General features: G+C 23.3%; 16 protein-coding genes. 15 read left to right on the top strand and 1 reads right to left on the bottom strand.

Annotation, left to right across the window (positions count from 1 at the left end; genetic code table 4):
* Nucleotides 1-2 precede the first annotated feature (2 nt).
* Genes STAIW_RS03965 through STAIW_RS03955 form a run of 3 tightly spaced genes read left to right on the top strand, consistent with a single transcriptional unit; the run spans nt 3 to nt 2,903 of the window.
* Complete coding sequence (locus STAIW_RS03965; RefSeq protein ID WP_020834547.1) at nt 3-1,421, top strand: sigma-70 family RNA polymerase sigma factor; 1,419 nt, start codon at nt 3-5, stop codon at nt 1,419-1,421.
* A 2-nt stretch (nt 1,422-1,423) separates the two neighbouring features.
* Nucleotides 1,424-2,116: a tRNA (adenine(22)-N(1))-methyltransferase gene (locus STAIW_RS03960; RefSeq protein WP_020834546.1), complete on the top strand. Its 693-nt coding sequence runs from the start codon at nt 1,424-1,426 to the stop codon at nt 2,114-2,116.
* Nucleotides 2,109-2,903 (top strand): Nif3-like dinuclear metal center hexameric protein, encoded by a 795-nt coding sequence (locus tag STAIW_RS03955; RefSeq protein ID WP_020834545.1) that lies wholly within the window; start codon nt 2,109-2,111, stop codon nt 2,901-2,903. Before STAIW_RS03960 ends, STAIW_RS03955 begins: the two co-directional genes overlap by 8 nt.
* 17 nt (nt 2,904-2,920) lie before the next feature.
* On the opposite strand, the gene ispH is transcribed toward STAIW_RS03955, so the two are convergent.
* Entirely contained in the window at nt 2,921-3,790 is an 870-nt protein-coding gene (gene ispH, locus STAIW_RS03950) for a 4-hydroxy-3-methylbut-2-enyl diphosphate reductase (RefSeq protein ID WP_020834544.1), read from the bottom strand.
* 86 nt (nt 3,791-3,876) lie between these two features.
* On the opposite strand from ispH, the gene STAIW_RS03945 reads away from it, so the two are divergent.
* From STAIW_RS03945 to STAIW_RS03900, 12 genes are all read left to right on the top strand, one after another.
* Entirely contained in the window at nt 3,877-4,608 is a 732-nt protein-coding gene (locus STAIW_RS03945) for a hypothetical protein (protein WP_020834543.1), read from the top strand.
* A gap of 31 nt (nt 4,609-4,639) precedes the next feature.
* Nucleotides 4,640-6,913, top strand: coding sequence for a hypothetical protein (locus STAIW_RS03940; RefSeq protein ID WP_020834542.1), 2,274 nt, complete (start codon nt 4,640-4,642; stop codon nt 6,911-6,913).
* Nucleotides 6,914-7,642: 729 nt separating this feature from the next.
* Nucleotides 7,643-7,900: a hypothetical protein gene (locus STAIW_RS03935; protein ID WP_020834541.1), complete on the top strand. Its 258-nt coding sequence runs from the start codon at nt 7,643-7,645 to the stop codon at nt 7,898-7,900.
* A gap of 135 nt (nt 7,901-8,035) precedes the next feature.
* Nucleotides 8,036-8,542 (top strand): hypothetical protein, encoded by a 507-nt coding sequence (locus STAIW_RS03930; protein ID WP_020834540.1) that lies wholly within the window; start codon nt 8,036-8,038, stop codon nt 8,540-8,542.
* Between the two features lie 34 nt (nt 8,543-8,576).
* The gene (locus STAIW_RS06260; RefSeq protein WP_020834539.1) at nt 8,577-8,687 is read left to right on the top strand and encodes a lipoprotein; all 111 of its coding nucleotides are present in this window, start codon (nt 8,577-8,579) and stop codon (nt 8,685-8,687) included.
* A gap of 6 nt (nt 8,688-8,693) precedes the next feature.
* A complete protein-coding gene (locus STAIW_RS06255; protein ID WP_020834538.1) occupies nt 8,694-8,855 on the top strand; it encodes a hypothetical protein in 162 nt (53 codons plus the stop codon).
* A gap of 60 nt (nt 8,856-8,915) precedes the next feature.
* Complete coding sequence (locus tag STAIW_RS03925) at nt 8,916-9,869, top strand: hypothetical protein (protein WP_020834537.1); 954 nt, start codon at nt 8,916-8,918, stop codon at nt 9,867-9,869.
* A 32-nt stretch (nt 9,870-9,901) separates the two neighbouring features.
* A complete protein-coding gene (locus STAIW_RS03920; protein ID WP_020834536.1) occupies nt 9,902-10,633 on the top strand; it encodes a hypothetical protein in 732 nt (243 codons plus the stop codon).
* Between the two features lie 156 nt (nt 10,634-10,789).
* Nucleotides 10,790-11,479, top strand: a complete 690-nt coding sequence (locus tag STAIW_RS03915) for a hypothetical protein (RefSeq protein ID WP_020834535.1) — start codon at nt 10,790-10,792, stop codon at nt 11,477-11,479.
* A gap of 46 nt (nt 11,480-11,525) precedes the next feature.
* Nucleotides 11,526-13,658: a hypothetical protein gene (locus tag STAIW_RS03910; protein ID WP_020834534.1), complete on the top strand. Its 2,133-nt coding sequence runs from the start codon at nt 11,526-11,528 to the stop codon at nt 13,656-13,658.
* 29 nt (nt 13,659-13,687) lie between these two features.
* On the top strand, nt 13,688-18,220 hold the full coding sequence (locus tag STAIW_RS03905) for an ABC transporter permease (RefSeq protein ID WP_020834533.1): 4,533 nt from the start codon (nt 13,688-13,690) through the stop codon (nt 18,218-18,220).
* Between the two features lie 14 nt (nt 18,221-18,234).
* Nucleotides 18,235-20,346 (top strand): lipoprotein, encoded by a 2,112-nt coding sequence (locus STAIW_RS03900; protein ID WP_020834532.1) that lies wholly within the window; start codon nt 18,235-18,237, stop codon nt 20,344-20,346.
* Nucleotides 20,347-20,370 lie beyond the last annotated feature (24 nt).

Genomic DNA, 20,370 nt, shown 5'->3' with positions numbered 1-20,370 from the left:
AAATGGCATTAAATTTTAAAAAATTTGAAACAATTGATGAATTTAAAACATATCTTTGAAATTATCTTGAAAAAAATGATAACGAAATTACTCAAGAGGAGATTCAAGAAGTTTTATTTAAAAAATTTAAAGATATTGATGAAGATGAAGTAAATCAATTATTTCAGGAATTAAGTGATAGAGAAGTTATTTTTACAGATGATTTAGTAGATGATGAAGATTTGAAAGACTTATCTTTTGTTGAAGGCATTGAAGATGGTGATGAAGATGATTCTGAAACAGCAGGTGAACTTGAAGATAGTTTCAAAAAAAGAGAAAAAGTAAGAAAAGACTTAAAAAAAGCAAATGAAAATAGTGGCCCTGTAAAATATAGAGTTGGGGGAATTAGTAATGAGACAAAAATTCAAGATATTATTAAGTCTTATTTTAATCAAATTGGATCATCAAAAATTCTTACAAAAGATGAAGAAGTAGAATATGCAAAAATGTTAGAAGATTCTGATCCTGATATTGCAAAAGAAGGTAGAGATAAATTAATTACTTCAAACTTAAAACTTGTTATTTCTGTTGCAAGAAAACATTTAAATAGAGGTCTAGATTTTGCTGATTTAATTGAAGAAGGAAATATTGGTCTAATGAAGGCTGTTGATAAATTTGATTATACAAAAGGATTTAAATTTTCAACTTATGCAACATGATGAATTCGTCAAGCAATTACTAGAGCAATAGCAGATCAGGCAAGAACAATTCGTATTCCTGTTCATATGGTTGAAACTATAAATAAATTAACAAGAATTGAAAGACAATTAACTCAAGAATTAGGAAGAGAACCTACTTCAAAAGAAATAGCAAAAACTTTTGGAAAAGGAATTACTCCACAAAAAGTTGTTGAAATTAAGAAATTATCAATTGAACCAGTTAGTTTAGAAAAACCATTTGGTGATGAAGATGATACTCACTTTGGTGATTTTGTAGAAGATAAAGATATTTCTTCTCCAGATGAATATGCTGAAAAAGAAGCTTTAAGAGAAGTTATTGATGATGTATTTTCAGAAATACTTGCACCAAGAGAAGAAAAAGTTGTAAGAATGAGATTTGGTATTTTACCAACAAAACTTAGAGCATTAGTAAGGCTTGCAAAAGAATGTGATGATGAAACTTATGAGCAATTAAAAGAAGCAATTACAGAATTAGACATTCACTATGATACTTCAATTGAGAAAATTCAAAAATTTAGAAATCCTATAATTCAATTACATCTTTCAAAGTATGATTCTCCAAAAACTCTTGAAGAAGTTGGAAAAGAATTAAAAGTTACAAGAGAAAGAATAAGGCAAATTGAAGCAAAAACAATTAGGAAGTTTAAACCATCAGCTTCAAATCCAAAAGCAAAAGCCTTAAGAGATTTCTTTAAAGGATAATTATGAGTTTTTTAACCCCAAGACTCTTTGCGTTGGCAAGTATGGTATCTGAAGGAGAAATTGTTGCAGATATTGGAACGGATCATGCTTATTTACCAATATTTTTAGCAAAAGATGGAAAAGCTAAAAAAATTTATGCAACAGATGTTGCTTTAAAACCATTAAGTGTGGCAAAAAATAATATAGCAAGTTTTGGTGTATCAGATAAAGTTGAAACAATGCTGGCAGATGGAATTGAATGAACTATTCCAAATAATATTAAACTTGATTCATGTATAATTGCGGGAATGGGTTCTTCAACAATTTTGGATATTCTAAAAAAAGATAATGTAAATATTGATTGCTATATTATTGCTTCAAATACAAATTTAGAACCTATTAGAAAATGAGCAAAACAAAAAAAATATTTTATTGAGAAAGAATTGCTTATTGAAGATAATAAAATAATTTATGAATTGATTAAAATAAATAAATTTGCTGGTTATAAAATTAAAAATCAATTAGATGTATTATTTGGACCAATTTTAAGAAAAGATAATAATAAATTATTTCTTCAAAAATGATTAAAGGAAGAACAGAAAATATTAGATTTATTAAAACAAATACCAGTAAAAGATAAGAAAAGTAAGGAATTTTTAAAATATAAAAAAAATATTAATAAAATCTTAAAAAGGAGAACTTTAATTAATGAATAAAATAAAGGCAAATGCTTTAATTAATTATTTAAATGATTTATTTCCACAAAAAAATGCAGCTGAATGAGATAAAGTGGGACTTCAAATTGAAGAAGTTTATAATTTAGAAAGTCAAGATCAAATTGCTCATGTAGTTATTTGTTTAGATTTAACTTTAGAAGCTGTAAAATATGCTATTGAAAATAAATCAAATTTTATAATTACAAGACATCCATTTTTATTTTTAGAATTTGAATTAGAAATGCAAAATATAGCAAAAAAAGAAATTTATGATTTATGTATTAAAAATGAAATACAAGTATTTTCAATTCATACAAATTATGATAATAGCGATAATCAAAATATAATTGAATTAATAAGTACTCAATTTAATATAAAAGAAGTTGAGAAAATTGGATTATTTAAAGAAGGATATAAAATAAATTTGTTAAGAGAAATATCTTTAAAAGAATCAGTTGATAAATTAAAATTTATTTTTGGAAAGCAACAAGCATTATTAAGCAGAAAAAGTGATTTGAATTCTGAAATTTCAAGTATATTTTTAACTCCTGGCGCTGGCGCAAGTACTATGGTAAATCTACAATTGCAAAATTCTTTTTTTGTAACAGGAGAGGCAAAGTGAAATGAATGACTATATGCAGATCAAAATAATATAGATATGTTAACCTTAGGACATTATATGGAAAACCATTTTATAGATGATATAAAAGCAAAACTATTTAAAACTTTTAACGATGATTTAAAAGTTAGTGCTTTTGATATTAAAAATACTTTCATTATTTTATAAATAAATGAAAGTATTTTTTATTTTTGTTCTAAGAATTTTATTACCTCATTTTGAATTAAACTTGAAGTAGAAGCACCTGCTGTTACAGCAACTGTTTCTATACCTTTTAAATCATTATCGTTAATATCTTTAAAATTATCAATTCTTTTTGTTTTAATTCCCTTATCACTTGCTAACTCTAAAAGTTTTAATGTGTTATTACTTCTTGAGTCTCCAACAACATATAATAAATCTATTTCTTTAGGATCTAAATCTAAAATTGCTTGTTGCCTAACTAATGTTGCTTCACAAATATCATTTTTAAAAAAAGCATTTGGATATTTTTCTTTTATTTTTTTATATATTAAATCTGTATCAATTATTGATAAAGTTGTTTGATTTGTTATAAAAATATCGCTATTTAAAACATTCAATTTTTCAACTTCATCAGTATTTGTTACTAAATGAATTTTTGATAAGTGTAAAGAAGTTAGTGCAATAGTTTCTGGATGAAAGTGCTTTCCAATAAAAATAATATCAAATCCCAAATTAATGTATTTATTAATTAAATTTTCAGTTTCTAAAACTCATTCACATTTTGTGTCAACAATAATTAAACCTAAATCTTCTGCAAGTTTTATTACTTTTGGGTCTGTTCCATGTGCTGAAAAAATAACTACACTTCCTTTGGGGATTGTTTTAATAATATCTGCTCTTGATTTTCTCCAATCGTCAATTACTTTAATTCCTAATTCTTCTAATTCTTTAACAATTATCTTGTTATGTACAATTAAACCTATCATGTAAATGTCTTTGTCAGAATATTCTTTAATTGCTGCTTTTGCCATTTTAATTGATTTTACAACGCCTAGACAAAAACCACGGGGAGTTACTTTAAAAACATTCATTTTTTTCACCTCATTAATGTTATTTTACTATTTAAAAGTAATTTTTTGCTTTAAAATATAATTATGAAATGGAATGGAGCAAATAAATGAAAAGTTTTTCAAATTTTTTAATAAAATTAAAACCATATAGAAGACTTTATAAGATATTTTGAATGTGTTTTATTATAATTTTTTTATTTATTTTTCAAATATTAATGCTTTCCTTTTCATATTTAGTTCCCCATAAAGAAGGAGGTTTTTATTATTGAATTAATGGTTTATATGCATTATTTGCAAATTCAAGACAAGAACCAAATTCTGCACAGGGTTTTATTTTTGCAGCAACAATTATAGGATTTATTCCTATAATTCCTATAATTCCGATTTTGTATTTTACATTTGCAAATTGATTTATTCAAGAAAAATTAAGTGATCGTTTTATTAATGTAGGAAAAGAAAAATATTTATATTGATCAAAATTTATTCATTTTTCTGGAATAGCAATAATATTTTTATTAATTCCCGGAGCATTATCATATATGGGTGGGGGAAGTTTATTACCACACAAAACATATGTAGCTATTCAAGGTACATTCACAACAGATTTAACGAGTAGAGTTGCTGGGATTAGTGCTTTTTTATATTATGGTGTTGGTTGTGTATTTGCTATTATCATTATTTTCTGAGTTATTTGAATTGCATTACAATGAATTGGAAGACAAATTCAAAAATTACTAAATATGATAAAATTATATTTAGATAAAGTTAGAGATTCAAAAAGAATTCAAAAATTAGAAAAATTACAAAAAAAACAGGAAAGAAAAAAAACGAAGAAATAATTTTTTTTCTAATTAGAAAGTGAGTGAACCAATGAAAAAATTATGTTTAATATTTGCGACATTATCAATTTTATCTTTTTCAACAATTAGTGTTGTTGCTTGTAACAGTGGTTTAGGAACTTTTTCAAATTATACAGATGAAGAAAAAATGGTTGGAATTAGAAACTTAACAAAAGATATGCTTGAAAGTAATGGAGTAAAAATAAAAAGAGGTATATCAAATGATGATATTGATGCATTAATTGAGGCATTTGATTTAACAGAACTAATTGAAAATAATGAAGATAGTGATATTGCAATTTTACTTAAAAGTAGCTTAACAATGTATGTTATGTCAAATGCTCTACTAAATGAAATTTCATCAAAAATTCCAGGATATGGTTGAATTTCAACAAAATTAAGTTGACAATCTCAGTGAGGTCTTAAAGATTTAATTGATAAGGGAAAAATTGGTGCATCAAATAATGTAAGTGGGTGAATGCCTAGTTTAAATTCTTGATCTCTTTCTGTAACATTTTTAAATGAAGATAAAACAGGATGAGCTGGGGATAATTTACCAGTTTACGCAAGAATAAATATTAATAAAAAATTAGTAGCAACAAAAGATGGAGAAGTTTGTACTGAACAAAACTATCAAAGCTTAGGTTGTTCAGATTATTCAAATCCTGAGGGTGTTTGAGGAAATGGTGAATTTCTTTCACGTGAAACAGTTCAACATGATAGAGTTGGTTCAATTTATCAAGGTTTTGTCTCTTCAAGTGAATTGTTAAGTTTAGAGAATATTTTTGTAGATGAAATTGGAAAAATTGCTCCAGGTGTAATAAATTATTCACCAAGTGCAACAGATTTTGTAAATAATTTAATATACAGCTTAGATTTTACAAATATTCTTTTAGCAGCTTCAAAAAAGGAAGTTGAAGAACAATTTAATAATTATTTAAATGAAGAACCAATATTTTTAAGTGAAGGTTTGGAAACTACAGATGTATATTTAAGATTTAAAAATCAATTGTATATTGTTTTATTTTCTCAAGCCTTGAATAGAAGAAATTTAACAAATGATGATGGTACACAATTATTTACTGATGATGATTTGGAATATTCAAAAATATTAATGACCAAAATGTTTAATGATTTACAAGAGAGTTTAGAGGAAATATTAAAAACTAATCTAATTCAAGAAATTTTGGACTTTAAAGAAAATTTGGAAAATATTTATAATGTTGATCAAGAAACTGGTTTATCTCAAGGAGAAATTCAAGATTTTAAAGTAAAATTGCAAGAAGTTATTAAAATTTCAAGAGAAGCAAATAATTCATCTTCAAAAGAATATAATTTTGCAAAAGAAGAGCTTTCTTTGAATTTATTTAAGAAAAATGCAATTACAAATGTTCAGGAATCTTTAAGCTATAATGAGCAATACTTAGATTTTGGCTATAATGATGATTATAAATTTGAAATTCAATATTATGGAAGAAGTAACTCAGAAATTGGAAGGGATGAAAGATGATATAAACCAGATGAATATAAAATTCAAGATTTTATAGCTGATTCAGGTTTTAAAAATATTTACTTGGAAAATAGATTTATTTCAGATTCAAGTTTAATTTCTAAATATAATTATGAAATTAATGCAAATTCAAAATTTAGTGTAGATCCTTTTGGATTTAATATTGTGAACAATGATGTTTCTCAAACAATGCTTGATAGCTTAAAGGAAGCAATTTCATTTGGGGATTCAGGATCGGATTTATCAAATGTTACAAGCTCAAGTTGAAGAATTTATCATTTAGTTTCCTTGATGAATAAAAAACTGAATGAAGAAATAAATAGTGTATTTAATGTGGATTTTGATCCAGTAAATGGTCAAATAAATCAAACTCCAAAAATATGAGATAAAAATATTTCTTTAGATGGCATTGCAAAATCAATGGAAAATAGAGATGATGATATTGCATTTGGATATTTATTTAAACAAAAGGAAATTCCTTTAGCAATACTTGATGTAAATTCCAATCAAGAATCTAATTTTAGTCAAGAAATCTATCAATATGGTTTAAGTGTAATTGATAATAAAATTTCTTTTGATTTTAATATCTTTTATGGAAAAACAAATTCATATGGTAAAAGATATGACGAAATTATTGATTTTACAAATTGATGGAAAGATTCAGAAAGAGCATTAGGAACTTTGAAAGTTATTATTAATATTAATGATAATTCAATAATAAATGAATTAAAAAGTTATTGAGAAGATAATGTCATGAAAAATCAAGATAATCCAGACTATAAGCCATCTGTTTAATATTTTATAAATAAAAATTATTTTAAATAATAATTTTTTTTTAGTATTACAAAAAAATATTTTTACAAAATCATATATTATTAGTTTAAGGGTATTATATTTGGATTTTTATATAATAATTTTGTATTTTAAAAACTATTTATTAAATTTTTCAAACTTTTTAAATTAGGTAATTTTGCAATTTAACTTTTATTTTTAAATTTGTTTAAAAAAGAGAAAAATATGAAAAAATTACTTAATTTTTTTAGGAGCCATTTCTTTAACTGCTTCTGCAACAACGACTGTAATTTCTTGTGGAAATTCGAATATATCTCAAAAAGAACCTGAAGATAATTCAAATAAAGATCAAAAAATTAAAGATATTTTTGAAAATGCACTTAATGATACTTTAATTGTTGATACAGAAACTTCAAAAAATGATGAAACACAAACTAGATTTGAATTAATAAATAATTTTATAAAACAAGGAAAAACATTTGAAAAGCAAAAAGAAGATTTACTAATCGCAATTCAAAAAAAAGTAAATATAGATTGAACAGTATATAGTTTAAATTTAATTGATAATTTATTTGAAAATCCTCTAATTGAAGGAATAAATGAAGAAAATCAAATTACAACATCAACAAAAGTTAAAATGGGTGTAGTAAATGTTGAATTGTTAAAAAATTTACAAGTTATTTCAACAAAAAAGTTAATTGAAATTATTTTAGTTATGACTTTTTACTATCAATGCTAGATCTATTTAATATTCAAACTAAGGATAATAAATTTGATCCTTTATTGGCAAAATTTAATATTCTAATAATTGGAGAATTAAATATTACATTAGGTACGTTATCTAGCTTAATTTTTTTTGTTCCTTTATTAAAAACTTTAAATGCAAATCTTGGAAATAATCTAGATATAATTCGAAATTTAAATTTAAGTGCTTTAGCTCAATTAGACCCTTCTTCACAAGAAGAAAAAGAACAATATTTAGAATTTTAAAATAAATTTATTTCAGCTTTTGAAATAATTTTAAAAGAAACAGGAAATTTATTAAAAACATTTGGAATAAGTGATTTCTTAGAAATAAATGGTCACGAAATTAAAATAAGTGATTTTTTAGGACCAAATTTAAATATGGATTTTAATGAATTAATTGCTTTAAATACTACGTTATTAATTGAAAAGTTAGATTTAGGAGATCTTGCAAGTTCTGCTATTGAACTTTTTCTTCCATTATTTGAAGATAAAATTACTTCTACTTTAAATGAATTAATAAATAGTAATTTACCAGAAATTTCAATGCAAACAATTATTAATTTAATTCCTGATGCATTAATAAAAGGACTAGTTCCTTCTAATTTTGATAAAACAATTTTAGATAAAGCAACAATTACAATTGAAAAAGCACAATTTGTTTTTCAATTTAAAAAATATGGTGAAAATCAGGAATGAAAAAATCAATCGGGAAATATTTCAAATAGAATTCTAAATAATAATGATACTTTTAGACTACATGTTCAAAATGTTCAAATAAAAATATCTTTAGTTTCTGAGGAAAATGGTGAATTTCGTTATTTAACAAAAGAAGATATTGCTTTTAATGTAGTATTTTCATCAAAAGATGCAAATGAAAATTTGTAAAAAATAAAATTAAGGGAAAAAGGTAAAAAATAAAATGAAAAAATTATTAGGATTTTTAGGAGCAGTTTCCATTACTGCTTCAACAACAATTACAGTAGTTGCATGTAATAATGCAAATATACCAACAGAAGAAGAGTTTAATTAAGATGAAATGAAAGAATTTTTAGGTGAAGTTGCAAAATTAGCTTATTTAAATAAAACAAATGGATATAATATGGACTATGTTTTAAATGAATATTCATTTTCAAGTTCATCAAAAGCATTAACAGGAACACAATTAAAAAGTTTTAAAGATAATTGATTTAAAAATTAATTTATATCATCAGATATAACTTCAATTACAACAGGAATACAACCTTCTGGTAAAGATTTATTGCTTCAAATTACAGATATTGTTTCAGGAGTATTTTCAGTTAAAAAGAACACTGATGGAAGCTCAAATTTAGAAAAAGTTGTAAATGGTATTTTAAATTCATTTGGTGTAACCTTAAATAGTGAAACTTTAACAAATGAAGTTAAAGAAACAATTAAAACAGTAGGAAACTCACTAAATTTTTTTAGTGACGCACTTGATATGTCAAAATATGATAATAAAACATGAACTGAAGCTATGAATTTGGCTTTAACAGAATTGGGTGATGGAATAATTAAATTATCTGGAGGAAATTCAGATTTTACAAATAGTCTAATTAATGCAAAAGATGATACTTATGTAAGTGTATTTAAAAAAGCAATAGCAGAATTTGGAGAAACTGCTGCAAAATTAATAAATGAACCACTTGAAAATAGTGTAGTTTTAAATAATTTGGAGAGTATATCTTCAATAGTAAATTTTGCAAGAATAAAATTAGTTTATATTTCAAATTTTATAATTGATAATGATGTTGATAGTGAAATTGATTTAAATGATATAGTATCATTTAGAAATGAAAAAATTACTCAAAAAGATAATTCAATTGATTTAAGTGAATTATTAGCAAAAGTACATGATATTTTATTTCCAACTAGCTCAGGTGATAATGAAAAAGCACCAGCATTTTTACAAAATGCAATAAAAATGTTATTTGTAAGTGATGAATCAAAATATAGTGATGATATGATTTTAGATATAAACTTAGCAAATATAATTGCTTCAATTACTAGTGGAGGGGGAGACTTATCTAATATAATAAAAACAATAGGATTAGATAAATTTAATGATTTTTCATTTAATAAAGGAGATTTTGGATTCAGTTATGGACTTGCAGAAGTTATCAATAAATTAAATGTTGGTTTAATTATTGAAGGGTTAATACCGGGAGTGGGATCAATTATTTCCCTTTATTAGGTAGTTTAAAATTAGGAAATATTAGTGTTAACTTGATTGGCAAATTAGCTCTTGGAAAACCAATTTTATCTAAAACAAGTGGAGAAACTTTGGCAAGTACATTTAGTTTATTGAATAATTTAATTTCTTTACCATTTACTGAAGAAACTTTTAAAAAATTAATTAATAGTATATCAGCAACTGATGATACAAATACAGTAGCAAATGGAAATTTATTTAGTGTAGTTTGAAATAATGATATTTGAGGTTATGGAACTATTCAAAATATTTTAACTGGTGATTTAGGAGAGTTATTTGGATTAGAGAGTATTTTAGGTTTTGAAATATTAGATAATACAAATTCACTTAAATCTATTATTGAAAAAATTCAAGAATTAATTAACGGAAAACCTACAAAAATTGATTTTTCACAACTCTCATCTGTTATTAAAGGCTTAGCACCAATTTTTTCAAATATGCCAACAAGTGTTGAAGGAATAGTTAATCTAATAGAAAAAGATTCAGCTTTATTAGATAGTTTAATTTCTGCAAGAGAGAATATGAATGGTTTGTATGAAATAAGTAATTGAGTTAATTCAAATGTCACTACTCAAAAAGCTGAGTTAATAAAGTCAATTAGTTCAGCGTATAAATCTTTAACAATTGCTTTCTCTGAAGCAGTTTCATCTAACGAATATTCTTATAATTTAGGGCAAGGAAGAAAAGTAACAATTAAAATTAAGAAAATAATAGAAAGTTATACAATTACAGAAATTAAAATGTAAAACTTAATAATATAAAAAAATATTTTATGAAAGTAAAATATTTTTTTATATTATTTTAAAATATTTTTATAATTCAATAAATTAATTTATTTTTATAGTATGCTTATTTTTTTAACTTTTTATTATGATAAAGTCAAGAGATAAGGAGTAAAAAATATGGTTAAAAAAATAAAAGATATATTGATAACACGACATGTAGTATCATTATCATTACTATATATTTTTTTAATTGCTTATTTAGCTATATTTTTATTCGGAAATATTAATTTTGACTTAGTAAGTATACTTCAAAAATACTGATTTAATAATATATTTTTTACAATTGCACTATTAATTTTATTTATAACCTTTATGGGTGTTCTAATAAAAATTAAGTATAAAAAATTTAAATGAAAATCTTTTTTAAAATTATATAATCGAAGATTAGCATCAATTTTTATTTTAAAATTTTTACTTGCTTTTGCACCAATAGTTCTTGTTTCAAGTACAAACTTTATAATAAACAATATTCATTATAATATTGATAATAAAATTCATTTTTTATTTTTCTTTGTAATAAACACATCATTAATAATTTCATTATTAATTATGTTAATTTTTTACAAAATTTTTAAAAACAGAAATGACTTTATAGTTTTTGAACCATTTATTTTTTTATCAATTGAACCATTTTTATTTATTTTTAAAAAAAATTGAATTGATAAAAAAGTGAAAAGAAAGTTAAAAAGCTTAATAAATTCAATTAAAATTTTTTTTAAAAGAATTGTTATTAATAAAATCTTTGCATATACTCAAAAAAATATATTATTAACTGTAAGAAAAGGAAGCAAAATACCACTTATTTAATCTATTATTATTTATTCAAATTAAAAGTAATAGAGGTGTTAAGTATATGAAAAAAGTACTAATTATAAGTGGTGTAATAACTATAGCTTTTGGTTTAATAGTTACACCAAGTTTATTAGTAATGCAAGGTTTTGTAAAAAGCCTTGAAAAATATCGTCCAGACACAAACGAAAAAGAAGATGGTGTTGTTGGCGATAATGTTCATGACAGTAACCAGGGATTTGAAAATATAAATATATTAAATTTAAATACTAATCTTGGAGAAATAAGTGATGTTAGTAATAATTCACTTATTGAAAGAATTAAAGAATATAATTCAGTTTTAAAAAATAAAACAATTTATATAAAAGGATTATCTTTAAAAAAAGTTAAATTTACAGTTGAAAACTATTTTGGCACAACTGTAGGAAGTTTTGAGGTTAGTAGTTTAGATGCCTTAATTAAAATTAGACAACTAGGTAGTCTAAAAAATATTAAGTATAATACCATTATAGAAAAAATAAAGGAATTAAATCCTGGTATTTCAGGAATGGACTTTTCAAATGATCTTGATATTAAAGTAAAATCTTTAAATCAAATAGATATAAGTTGAAAAAATGATACAAAAGCAAAAAATGAAGTAATTCAATTAGAATATAAACCTATATCGCTAGAAAGTATATTAGTAACTCGAGATTTAGGAGAAACAAATGATATTAGCGAAAATTGAATTACAAATAAATTATTAAACGTAAATATAAATGATGAAATAGATATTTCTTTTTTACAAAATGATGAATATAAATTATTTATTTCAGATATAAATAGTCAAGGACCAGAAAATGTAACAATATCTTTAAAATATAATGATGAACTTTATATATTTCAAGATTCTTCACAAGTAATTGTTAGATATAATGCAAATGATATTGTTACATTAATTCAAAATACAAACTTAGGTACACTTGATGATTTAGAAAACATAACAATTTTAAATAAAGTAAAAGAATTAAATCCAATTTTTGCAAGATATTCAAATGTAAATAATTCAATAATTGAACTTAATTCATTATCACAAGCTACAATTAGAAATAATAGTTTAAATAATGCTCAAACTTTAACTTTTAGTATTGAAAATATAAACTCAATTGTAAAAGTTACAAAGATTGGAGATATTTCAAATTACAATGATAATAATCCAAATGAGCAAATTATTAGTTTATTATTATCAAAAAATAAATTATTAGAATTAACAGAAAAAAGTAATTTAAAAATAGAAAATATTAGATATCCAAGCTTTGATATTAATCAACAAACAATTGCAAATGTAAAATTTGACTTATCAATTACTGGTTTTACAAATTCAGTTGAAATGTCTTTTAATATAAAAAGACAAAATATATCAACAGCTATTAATATTACAAATCATAATTTAGGTGAATTATATTGAATTACAGCAGATGAAATTATCAATGCTATTCAAAATCGAATTACAAATGAAAATATAAAGAGTAATATTAATTATTCTTCACCAACATATGAGCAAATTGAGTTAACAGCAAAACCTGAATCAAAAGTTTTTTATGGAAATGTAATTATAAGATATAAGACACTTTTTAAAAAAGATAGTGGTTTTAATATTGAAAATACCCAAAATGGGTCAGCAACAGCTGTAAGTTTTGAATCAAAACAAAATTTAGGTTGAAAAGTCGGTGCTTCAAATAAACCTTGAATTACACCACAGTCTAGTTTTTCATTAAAATATCCAATCCCTTTAAGTTTAGATGAAGCTAAAAATTATAAGCAAAATGTTGAATTAAATTTAACAACAAGACCTAAAAAAATTAGTGGAAGCGAAGAAGTTTCAGCATCATTTTTAAAAAATGGAGAAAGAACAAATATAATAACTGAAAATTTAGATCAAATTTCAACAAATGATAATTATAAATTATTTAGAGATTCAACTAATGGAACACAATTTAATGTACCTTTTTTAGAGGTAAGTTGATTTAAATGTCGTTCAAAAGTTTCATATTCATTTAAAAGTAATTTATATTATTCAATTTCTAAAACTCAAGAAAATAATATTGATTATTTAATAATAAAAGTAAAAATTGATTCACAGTTAAGCAGTGAATCATATTGTAATGATTTAAAATCCTCTTGAACAGTAGTAATTAATAGTATTGATTTAATTTAATATCTTTATTTAAAATTATTAGAAAGTAAATGATATTAATTATGAAAATTCAAGAAAAACCTAACAAAAAACTTTTAATTATTAAATCTGGATTTAAAACTACTTTGAAAAATTTGGGCCAATTAATTGGATTGGGTTTTTTAGTAACAATAGCAATAATGGTTGGTATGTCTGTTTTTATAACAATCAACAGGGTAGATGAAAGTTATAATAAACTTATAAATCAATCAAATCAACATGACTTTATAGTCAATGTTGATAATTCAACAAGAATTTCATTTGATGAAAATGAATGAATTGGAGGAGAAAATATTGATGAATATGCAAATCAAGATTTATATTCTCAATACTTAATTAATGTTCTTTCAAGAAAAGGAATTAAATCTGAAAATCAAATTGTTCAAGGAGATAGTTATTTTAATTGATCTCGAACAGAAGGAAGAACATTTAATAATGTCAAACTGAAAAATAATGACTTAAATATAAAAGCATTAACTAAGACATCAATAATTGATGAAAGGTTTGATGAAACAAAAACTGAACAAATCTTGGTTGACAAAATTATTTTAGAAGATAACCAAAAAGATAGATATTTTTCAGAAAATAAGCAATTTGCTTCAAGAGAGGTTATCATTCAAGCCAATTTTGCAAACCAAAATAATATCAAAAGAGGAGATATCATAAGATTAACTGCAGATATTTATGGAAATCAGTTGTTAGTTAAAGATGACATTTCAAATTTAACTTTTGGTGGAAGTGTTAGTATCAATGATTCAACTTTAGGAATTAATACATCAGAATATAAAGAACAAGTTTGGTTTCAAGTAATTGGATTTGGTTCTTCAGCTGATTTTGTATATCCTGTAACAGACTTTAAATCAACAATACCTTCAATAAAAAAGAATTTAATTGCATATGTTGATCCTTCAATTTTTGGACTTAATAAAGTTGAAGTAAAAAATGAAGAAGGAACAAAAATGCAAATTTATAGCTACGACCTTTCAAGTTCAAAATTAAATTTTGAATCACAAAGTGATAGAGAAGTTTATTTTTCTGGAAAATTTAAAAGTAAGTCTCATAATTCAGAATCTTATTTAAAGGCTTTTAATAAGGAATGAATTGAGTATGGAAATTTAAATACGACAGCTGTAAAAATGTTTTTTGATTTAAGAGATACAGAATATAAATTTTATTTTAGAACAGCAAGTTATAGACATGTCATTTGAGTTTATTGAGTGTTTTCAACATTCTTACTTATATTGATTGCATTAATTTCTGTTTTCATAATTATATTAATTGTTAAGAAACAAGTTGATGAAACTAAATCTAAATTAGGAACATTTAAAGCTTTGGGTTATTCCAATCGCTCATTGCTAATGTTCTTTATATCAACACCAATTGTAATTAGCTTGGTTGGAACTATATTAGGGTACATATCAATACTTGTTATACAAAATTATATTATTTCGATATTTGCAAATTACTTTAATATTCACTATAAAGGATTTGATTCTTTAAGTTTACATACATTTGCAATATTTATATCTGTTTTAATAACATTGACTTTAATAACTTTATTAATTGCCTATAACGTAATTGAACAAAGGGCATTAAATTTATTAGCTGGAAATTTTATGAAAAGAAATAGCAAAATAGGAAGAGGATTTAAGTTTTTATTTAGAAAAGCAAATCCGACTCTTAAATTACATTCTGCTTTACTAATGAGTTCAACTGGAAAAATATTAGGAACATCCGCTACTTTATTTGTTTCTACTTTATTAATTTCTACAGCCATTATCACACCACTAGTCATGGAAAAAAACAGTAAAGCAACATTTTCAGGGTTAAATTATAAGGATGTTGTTGAATTTAATGAACCAGTTTCAAATAATCCTTCAACTTTTCTAAAAACTTACAATCCGATTAAAGAACAAAAATGAAGTTATAATCAAGAAAATCATGTAACAGATATTAGTGAATCTACTAATTCAAAACAAGAATATATAACTTCATATCCTTTAAAGTACAATTCAACAACAAAAACTTATAATTATGACACTGATCAAATTATTGGAGATTTAATGAATAATAATATTAGTAATAATTTTTATTCTTACAATATTCCAATAATAAATAATAATTATGATTTATTTAAAGAAATAGCTAAAAATAATTATACAAATTGAAAAAATACTTCAATTGAATATTTAAAAAAATTAGATGAATTAGAAATTCCTTCTAGAAATACACAAGGAGTTCCTTATGATTCAATAGTTTCAATTGCAAATCAATGAGCAGATTATTCCTTTTTAATTGACAGTATTGAAGCAAGTGCTATTAAACTTATTAAACAGGGTAATCAAGATGGTTTAAAAGAAACTTTACAAAAAATAGCACAAGAATTGCAAAATTTTTATAAAAAATATATAAATGCTTTACCTTTAAATATAAACTCTAAATACTTAAATGAAAATGATTTAAAATCATTAAATTATGGAAAAATAAAAAATATTAACTTTGATGATCAATTATTTGAAACTTCAGGAGAAGAAGTTTACGAAACTTATCAAGTAAAAACTCCATTTAAACTTGCAACAAAAGGAACAAATTATTTGTTTTATGGAAATGACACAATAAATTCAAAATGAGAAAATTTTCTAGATGATTTTATATATTCAGATTTTAATATTGAAAATAATAAAATTTTTTATAATGGAATTGATGTTATGCAAATCGATTTAAATGATTTAAGTCAATGAGATATAGAAGATTTTAGAAAATTTAATACTTATATTATTCTTTGATATTGAATTCATTTTGAATCAAAACTTGGAACAATGTTGATGGAGTCAACATATCAAAAAGAAACAAATGTCATTCAGCAAGCAATGAAAGAAGCTTTGTTGAAAAATCAAGATTATAATATTGCAACAAATATTATTCCTTATAATCATCAAACAGAAGAATTAGGAACCATGATAAATGGAACTTACTTTTCAAATAAAAATGAACAAAATATAAAAATTTATGGATTGAATTCAAATTCAGTTTCAGTTTATTTACGTGATTCAGAAGGAACTGATATAAAAGAAAATTTATTTAAAAAATTGAATTCTGATTATAATGAATATATTCCAATTATTATTAACCAAACTATTTCTAAAAAATTAAACTTGGGAATAAAAGACATTATGAATGTCTCAATTCTTAAAAAAGAGTTAGTTGATAAAGAAAATAATAGTATTGATTTAAATAATGTAAATATGGGAATTAAATCAGAATATAACTATTTAACTCAAACAGTAAATGATTATATTTCTGAACATAAAAAAAATTACTTTGCGTATAATGAATTAAATCAAACTTGAGATTCAGAATCTCCAATTTCTGTTGCAACAATTAATGGTAAAAAAATAGCATCAGAAACATTAAGTGGAATATCAAAAGAAACAGAAATTCAAACTGCTGCTAATAAATCAGAAATAAAAAAAGTGTTTACGGGATCGGATAAAAAATTTTTAATAGTTGGTGTAACTGAAAATTATGGAAATTCAAAAGCATGAATTTCTAATGAAAATGCAAATAAAGTTTTAAAATATGATAATATTAAAAAATATTTCTTTAATAAGTTCTTCCTAAATGAATGAAAAGAAAGCCCTGCATTAAAAAAATTTTATGATACACAAACTATGTATGAAATTTCTCAAGCACAATGAGAAAAATTTATAGACTATTTTAATTTTTTAATTACAAAATGAAGTCAAGCAAATAATAATGATAAATTTGTAACTGGTGCAGATAATCCATATGATGAATTTATTAATATGTTTTTAAAATTATCTTCTGATTATGTAGATCCAAATGGATATAAATATGCTTCAAAATATTTATGAAAAATATTTGAAAATGAATATCCAATATTTAATTATAAATATACTAATTGAAACTTATATAATGATCAATTAATAAATACTTCAAAAACACAAGCTTTTGGTGATTATAGTTCAATAGGGATGGTTGGAAAATCCAGTTTAATAATTGATAATGAAACTGGAACAACATATACATCATATACACAAGGATATAGTGAAAATAGTTTAAATAAAATTGATTCATTAAAAGATAAACGAGAATTATTAGATCAGGTTGAAGCAATTATTAGAATAATAATTTATTTGATTACTTTTATTGCTTTAACAATTTCAATAATAATTATTGTTATTACAACAATTTTGATTATTGGAGAAAATGCTCAATTTATTGCAACAATGAAAATTTTGGGATATACAAATAATTATGTTATGGCTCAAATTTTGGGAATTTATATTTTACCAATTTTCACAACCTTTATTTTTGGTTTCTTAACTGCGTGATTTGGTATTCAAAAAATTGTAAGTTATATGTCTTCAAATTATTCATTTGTAATTCCATATGAATTTGCAATTTGACAACCATTTGCAGTTATTGCAATCTTAATATCAATTTATATTGCAACAATCTTAATATCATATAAACAATTTTTAAGAATAAAACCAGTAGATTCATTAACAATTAGTAATTAGAAAGGAGAATTTATTTGAAAAAATTATTAATAATAATTTCTAGTATTGGTTTAATTACAAGTTCTAGTTTAACTGTTGTTAGTTGCTCAAATTGAAATGATTATAGTAATTTATTTGATAAAGATGGTTCTGATGAAAATGATGGAGAATTTATTTTAGATGGTCCTGATGAAATAATAAATAATGTTAAATCAGTTTTAAATTCAACTGTTATTGCTGATGTAAAAATTAAAGAAGAAAATAATTTAAAAATTCTTTCCAGAAACATAGCAAATCATTTAGTTGCAATAGATGATCTAATTTCATACTTAAAAAAACAAGTAAACATAAAAGATGATAACTTTAAAATTGAAATTAGCAATGATAATACTTTTAAACTTCCTGAATTGTATGGAATTGGAAGTGATGGAATAACTTTTGATCAAAATGCTAATGTTAATTTAGGAAAAGCAAAATTAGATTTATTTTACTTAAATAAAAAACTTTATACACAAGAATTTAATTGAACAGTCCCTGAATATGATGTCGTTGAAAAAGTTATAAATTCATTACATACAAACAGTTTTACCAATCCTGATAGTTTACTTGCAAAAAAAGTTGATTTAATTCTTTTTGATTGAGCTGATATGGGAGTGCCAGGAATAAAAATTACATTAGGAACCATTTATCAATTAATTCAATTATTGAATATTAAATCAGTAACTAATTTTAGTTTAAGAGCTGGAGGAATGGATGATATTTTATCTCTTATTGGTCCATTACTTCAACCAATTAAAAATCTTGTTAATCAAGATGTAAATCAACTTGCACAAGCAAATCCAGATGAACAAAATGGTAAACAAATTTATGAAAACTTTGACAGAGATTTTAGAAATAATTTGCAAGATTTATTTTCAGCTTTTGGAAATTTATTAAGGTCTCTAGGAATAAAAGATGAAATTACAATTGCAGGAAATGAACAAAAACCTGATTTTACTTTTAAAGTTTCTGAGTTTTTAAATGTTAATTTATTTGACTTAATAGATTTAGATTTATCAAGTATAAATGGTGAACAAGAATTTGGTAGTGGAGTTGCACAAGGAAAAATGTTTATCGATTTAAAAATTGGATCAAAGGGTGTGCAAAATAAAGTAGCAATTGGAGATATTCTTGCAAATGTAGCCCCAAATATTGTTTTAATGTTTTCAAAATTTTTAAATCCCGACACATATAATACAACAAAAGGTGGTTCTCATAACTTTTTGTACTTATTTTTAAAAGAATTATTTACTCAAATGGATGATAGATTATTTACTATTAATTCAAAAAATAATAAAAATCACCATAGTGCAGATTCAAGTGGTTCTACAATGGGAATTGACTCACTTTTATTTAATCTTTTACTTGACTACAATAAAAATAATAGAGTTGATGAAAAATTAAATTTAAGTATAAAACTTAATTTGGATATTGAATTGAAAGTTTTGGGAATAACTGTAAAAAAAACAATGTTTAAAAATGCAACACTTTATGAATTATTAGATAAAATTGTTATCAGTCCAGGACAGATAGTTTTGAAAATTTTTAATAATTTATTTAATTTAGGTGAAAAAGGATATTTAGAATTGGATACATTATTTTTAGGTCCAAATTTAAATATGATCTTTTTTACAAATGATTCTATAAAAATTTCTGCAATTTTAGATGATATGGACTTAAGTTCAATTGAAAGAACAGCAATTGATGCTCTTATGCCTCTTTTTCAAGATACAGTTACAACTACTTTAAATGAACAAATAAATAAAATGCTACCTGAAATGTCAATGCAAATGATTATAAATTTAATTCCAGATTCTTTAATTAAGGGATTGGGAGTTGAAGAAAAATATTTAAATAATTCAAAAGTTATAATTGAAAAAGCACAATTTGTTTTTCAATTTAAAAAAATTGGACAAAATGCTATTTGAGAAAATATGGTTTCATCAATTAGTAGTGATGTTATTGCAAGATATGATTCACTTAGATTGCATATTCAAAATATGCAATTAAGAGTAATTTTTGAAAGCGAAAAAAATGGAAAATTTGAATATTTAACAAAAGATAATCTAAGCATAAACATAGTATTTTCAGATGATGATACAAAATAATAAAAAATAAATAAGGAGAATTTA

This window comes from Spiroplasma taiwanense CT-1 (assembly GCF_000439435.1).
GTDB classification, from domain to species: Bacteria; Bacillota_I; Bacilli_A; order Mycoplasmatales; family Mycoplasmataceae; genus Spiroplasma_A; species Spiroplasma_A taiwanense.
The sequence above is the reverse complement of the archived record's forward strand: the minus strand, read 5'-3'. Positions and strand labels throughout refer to the sequence as shown.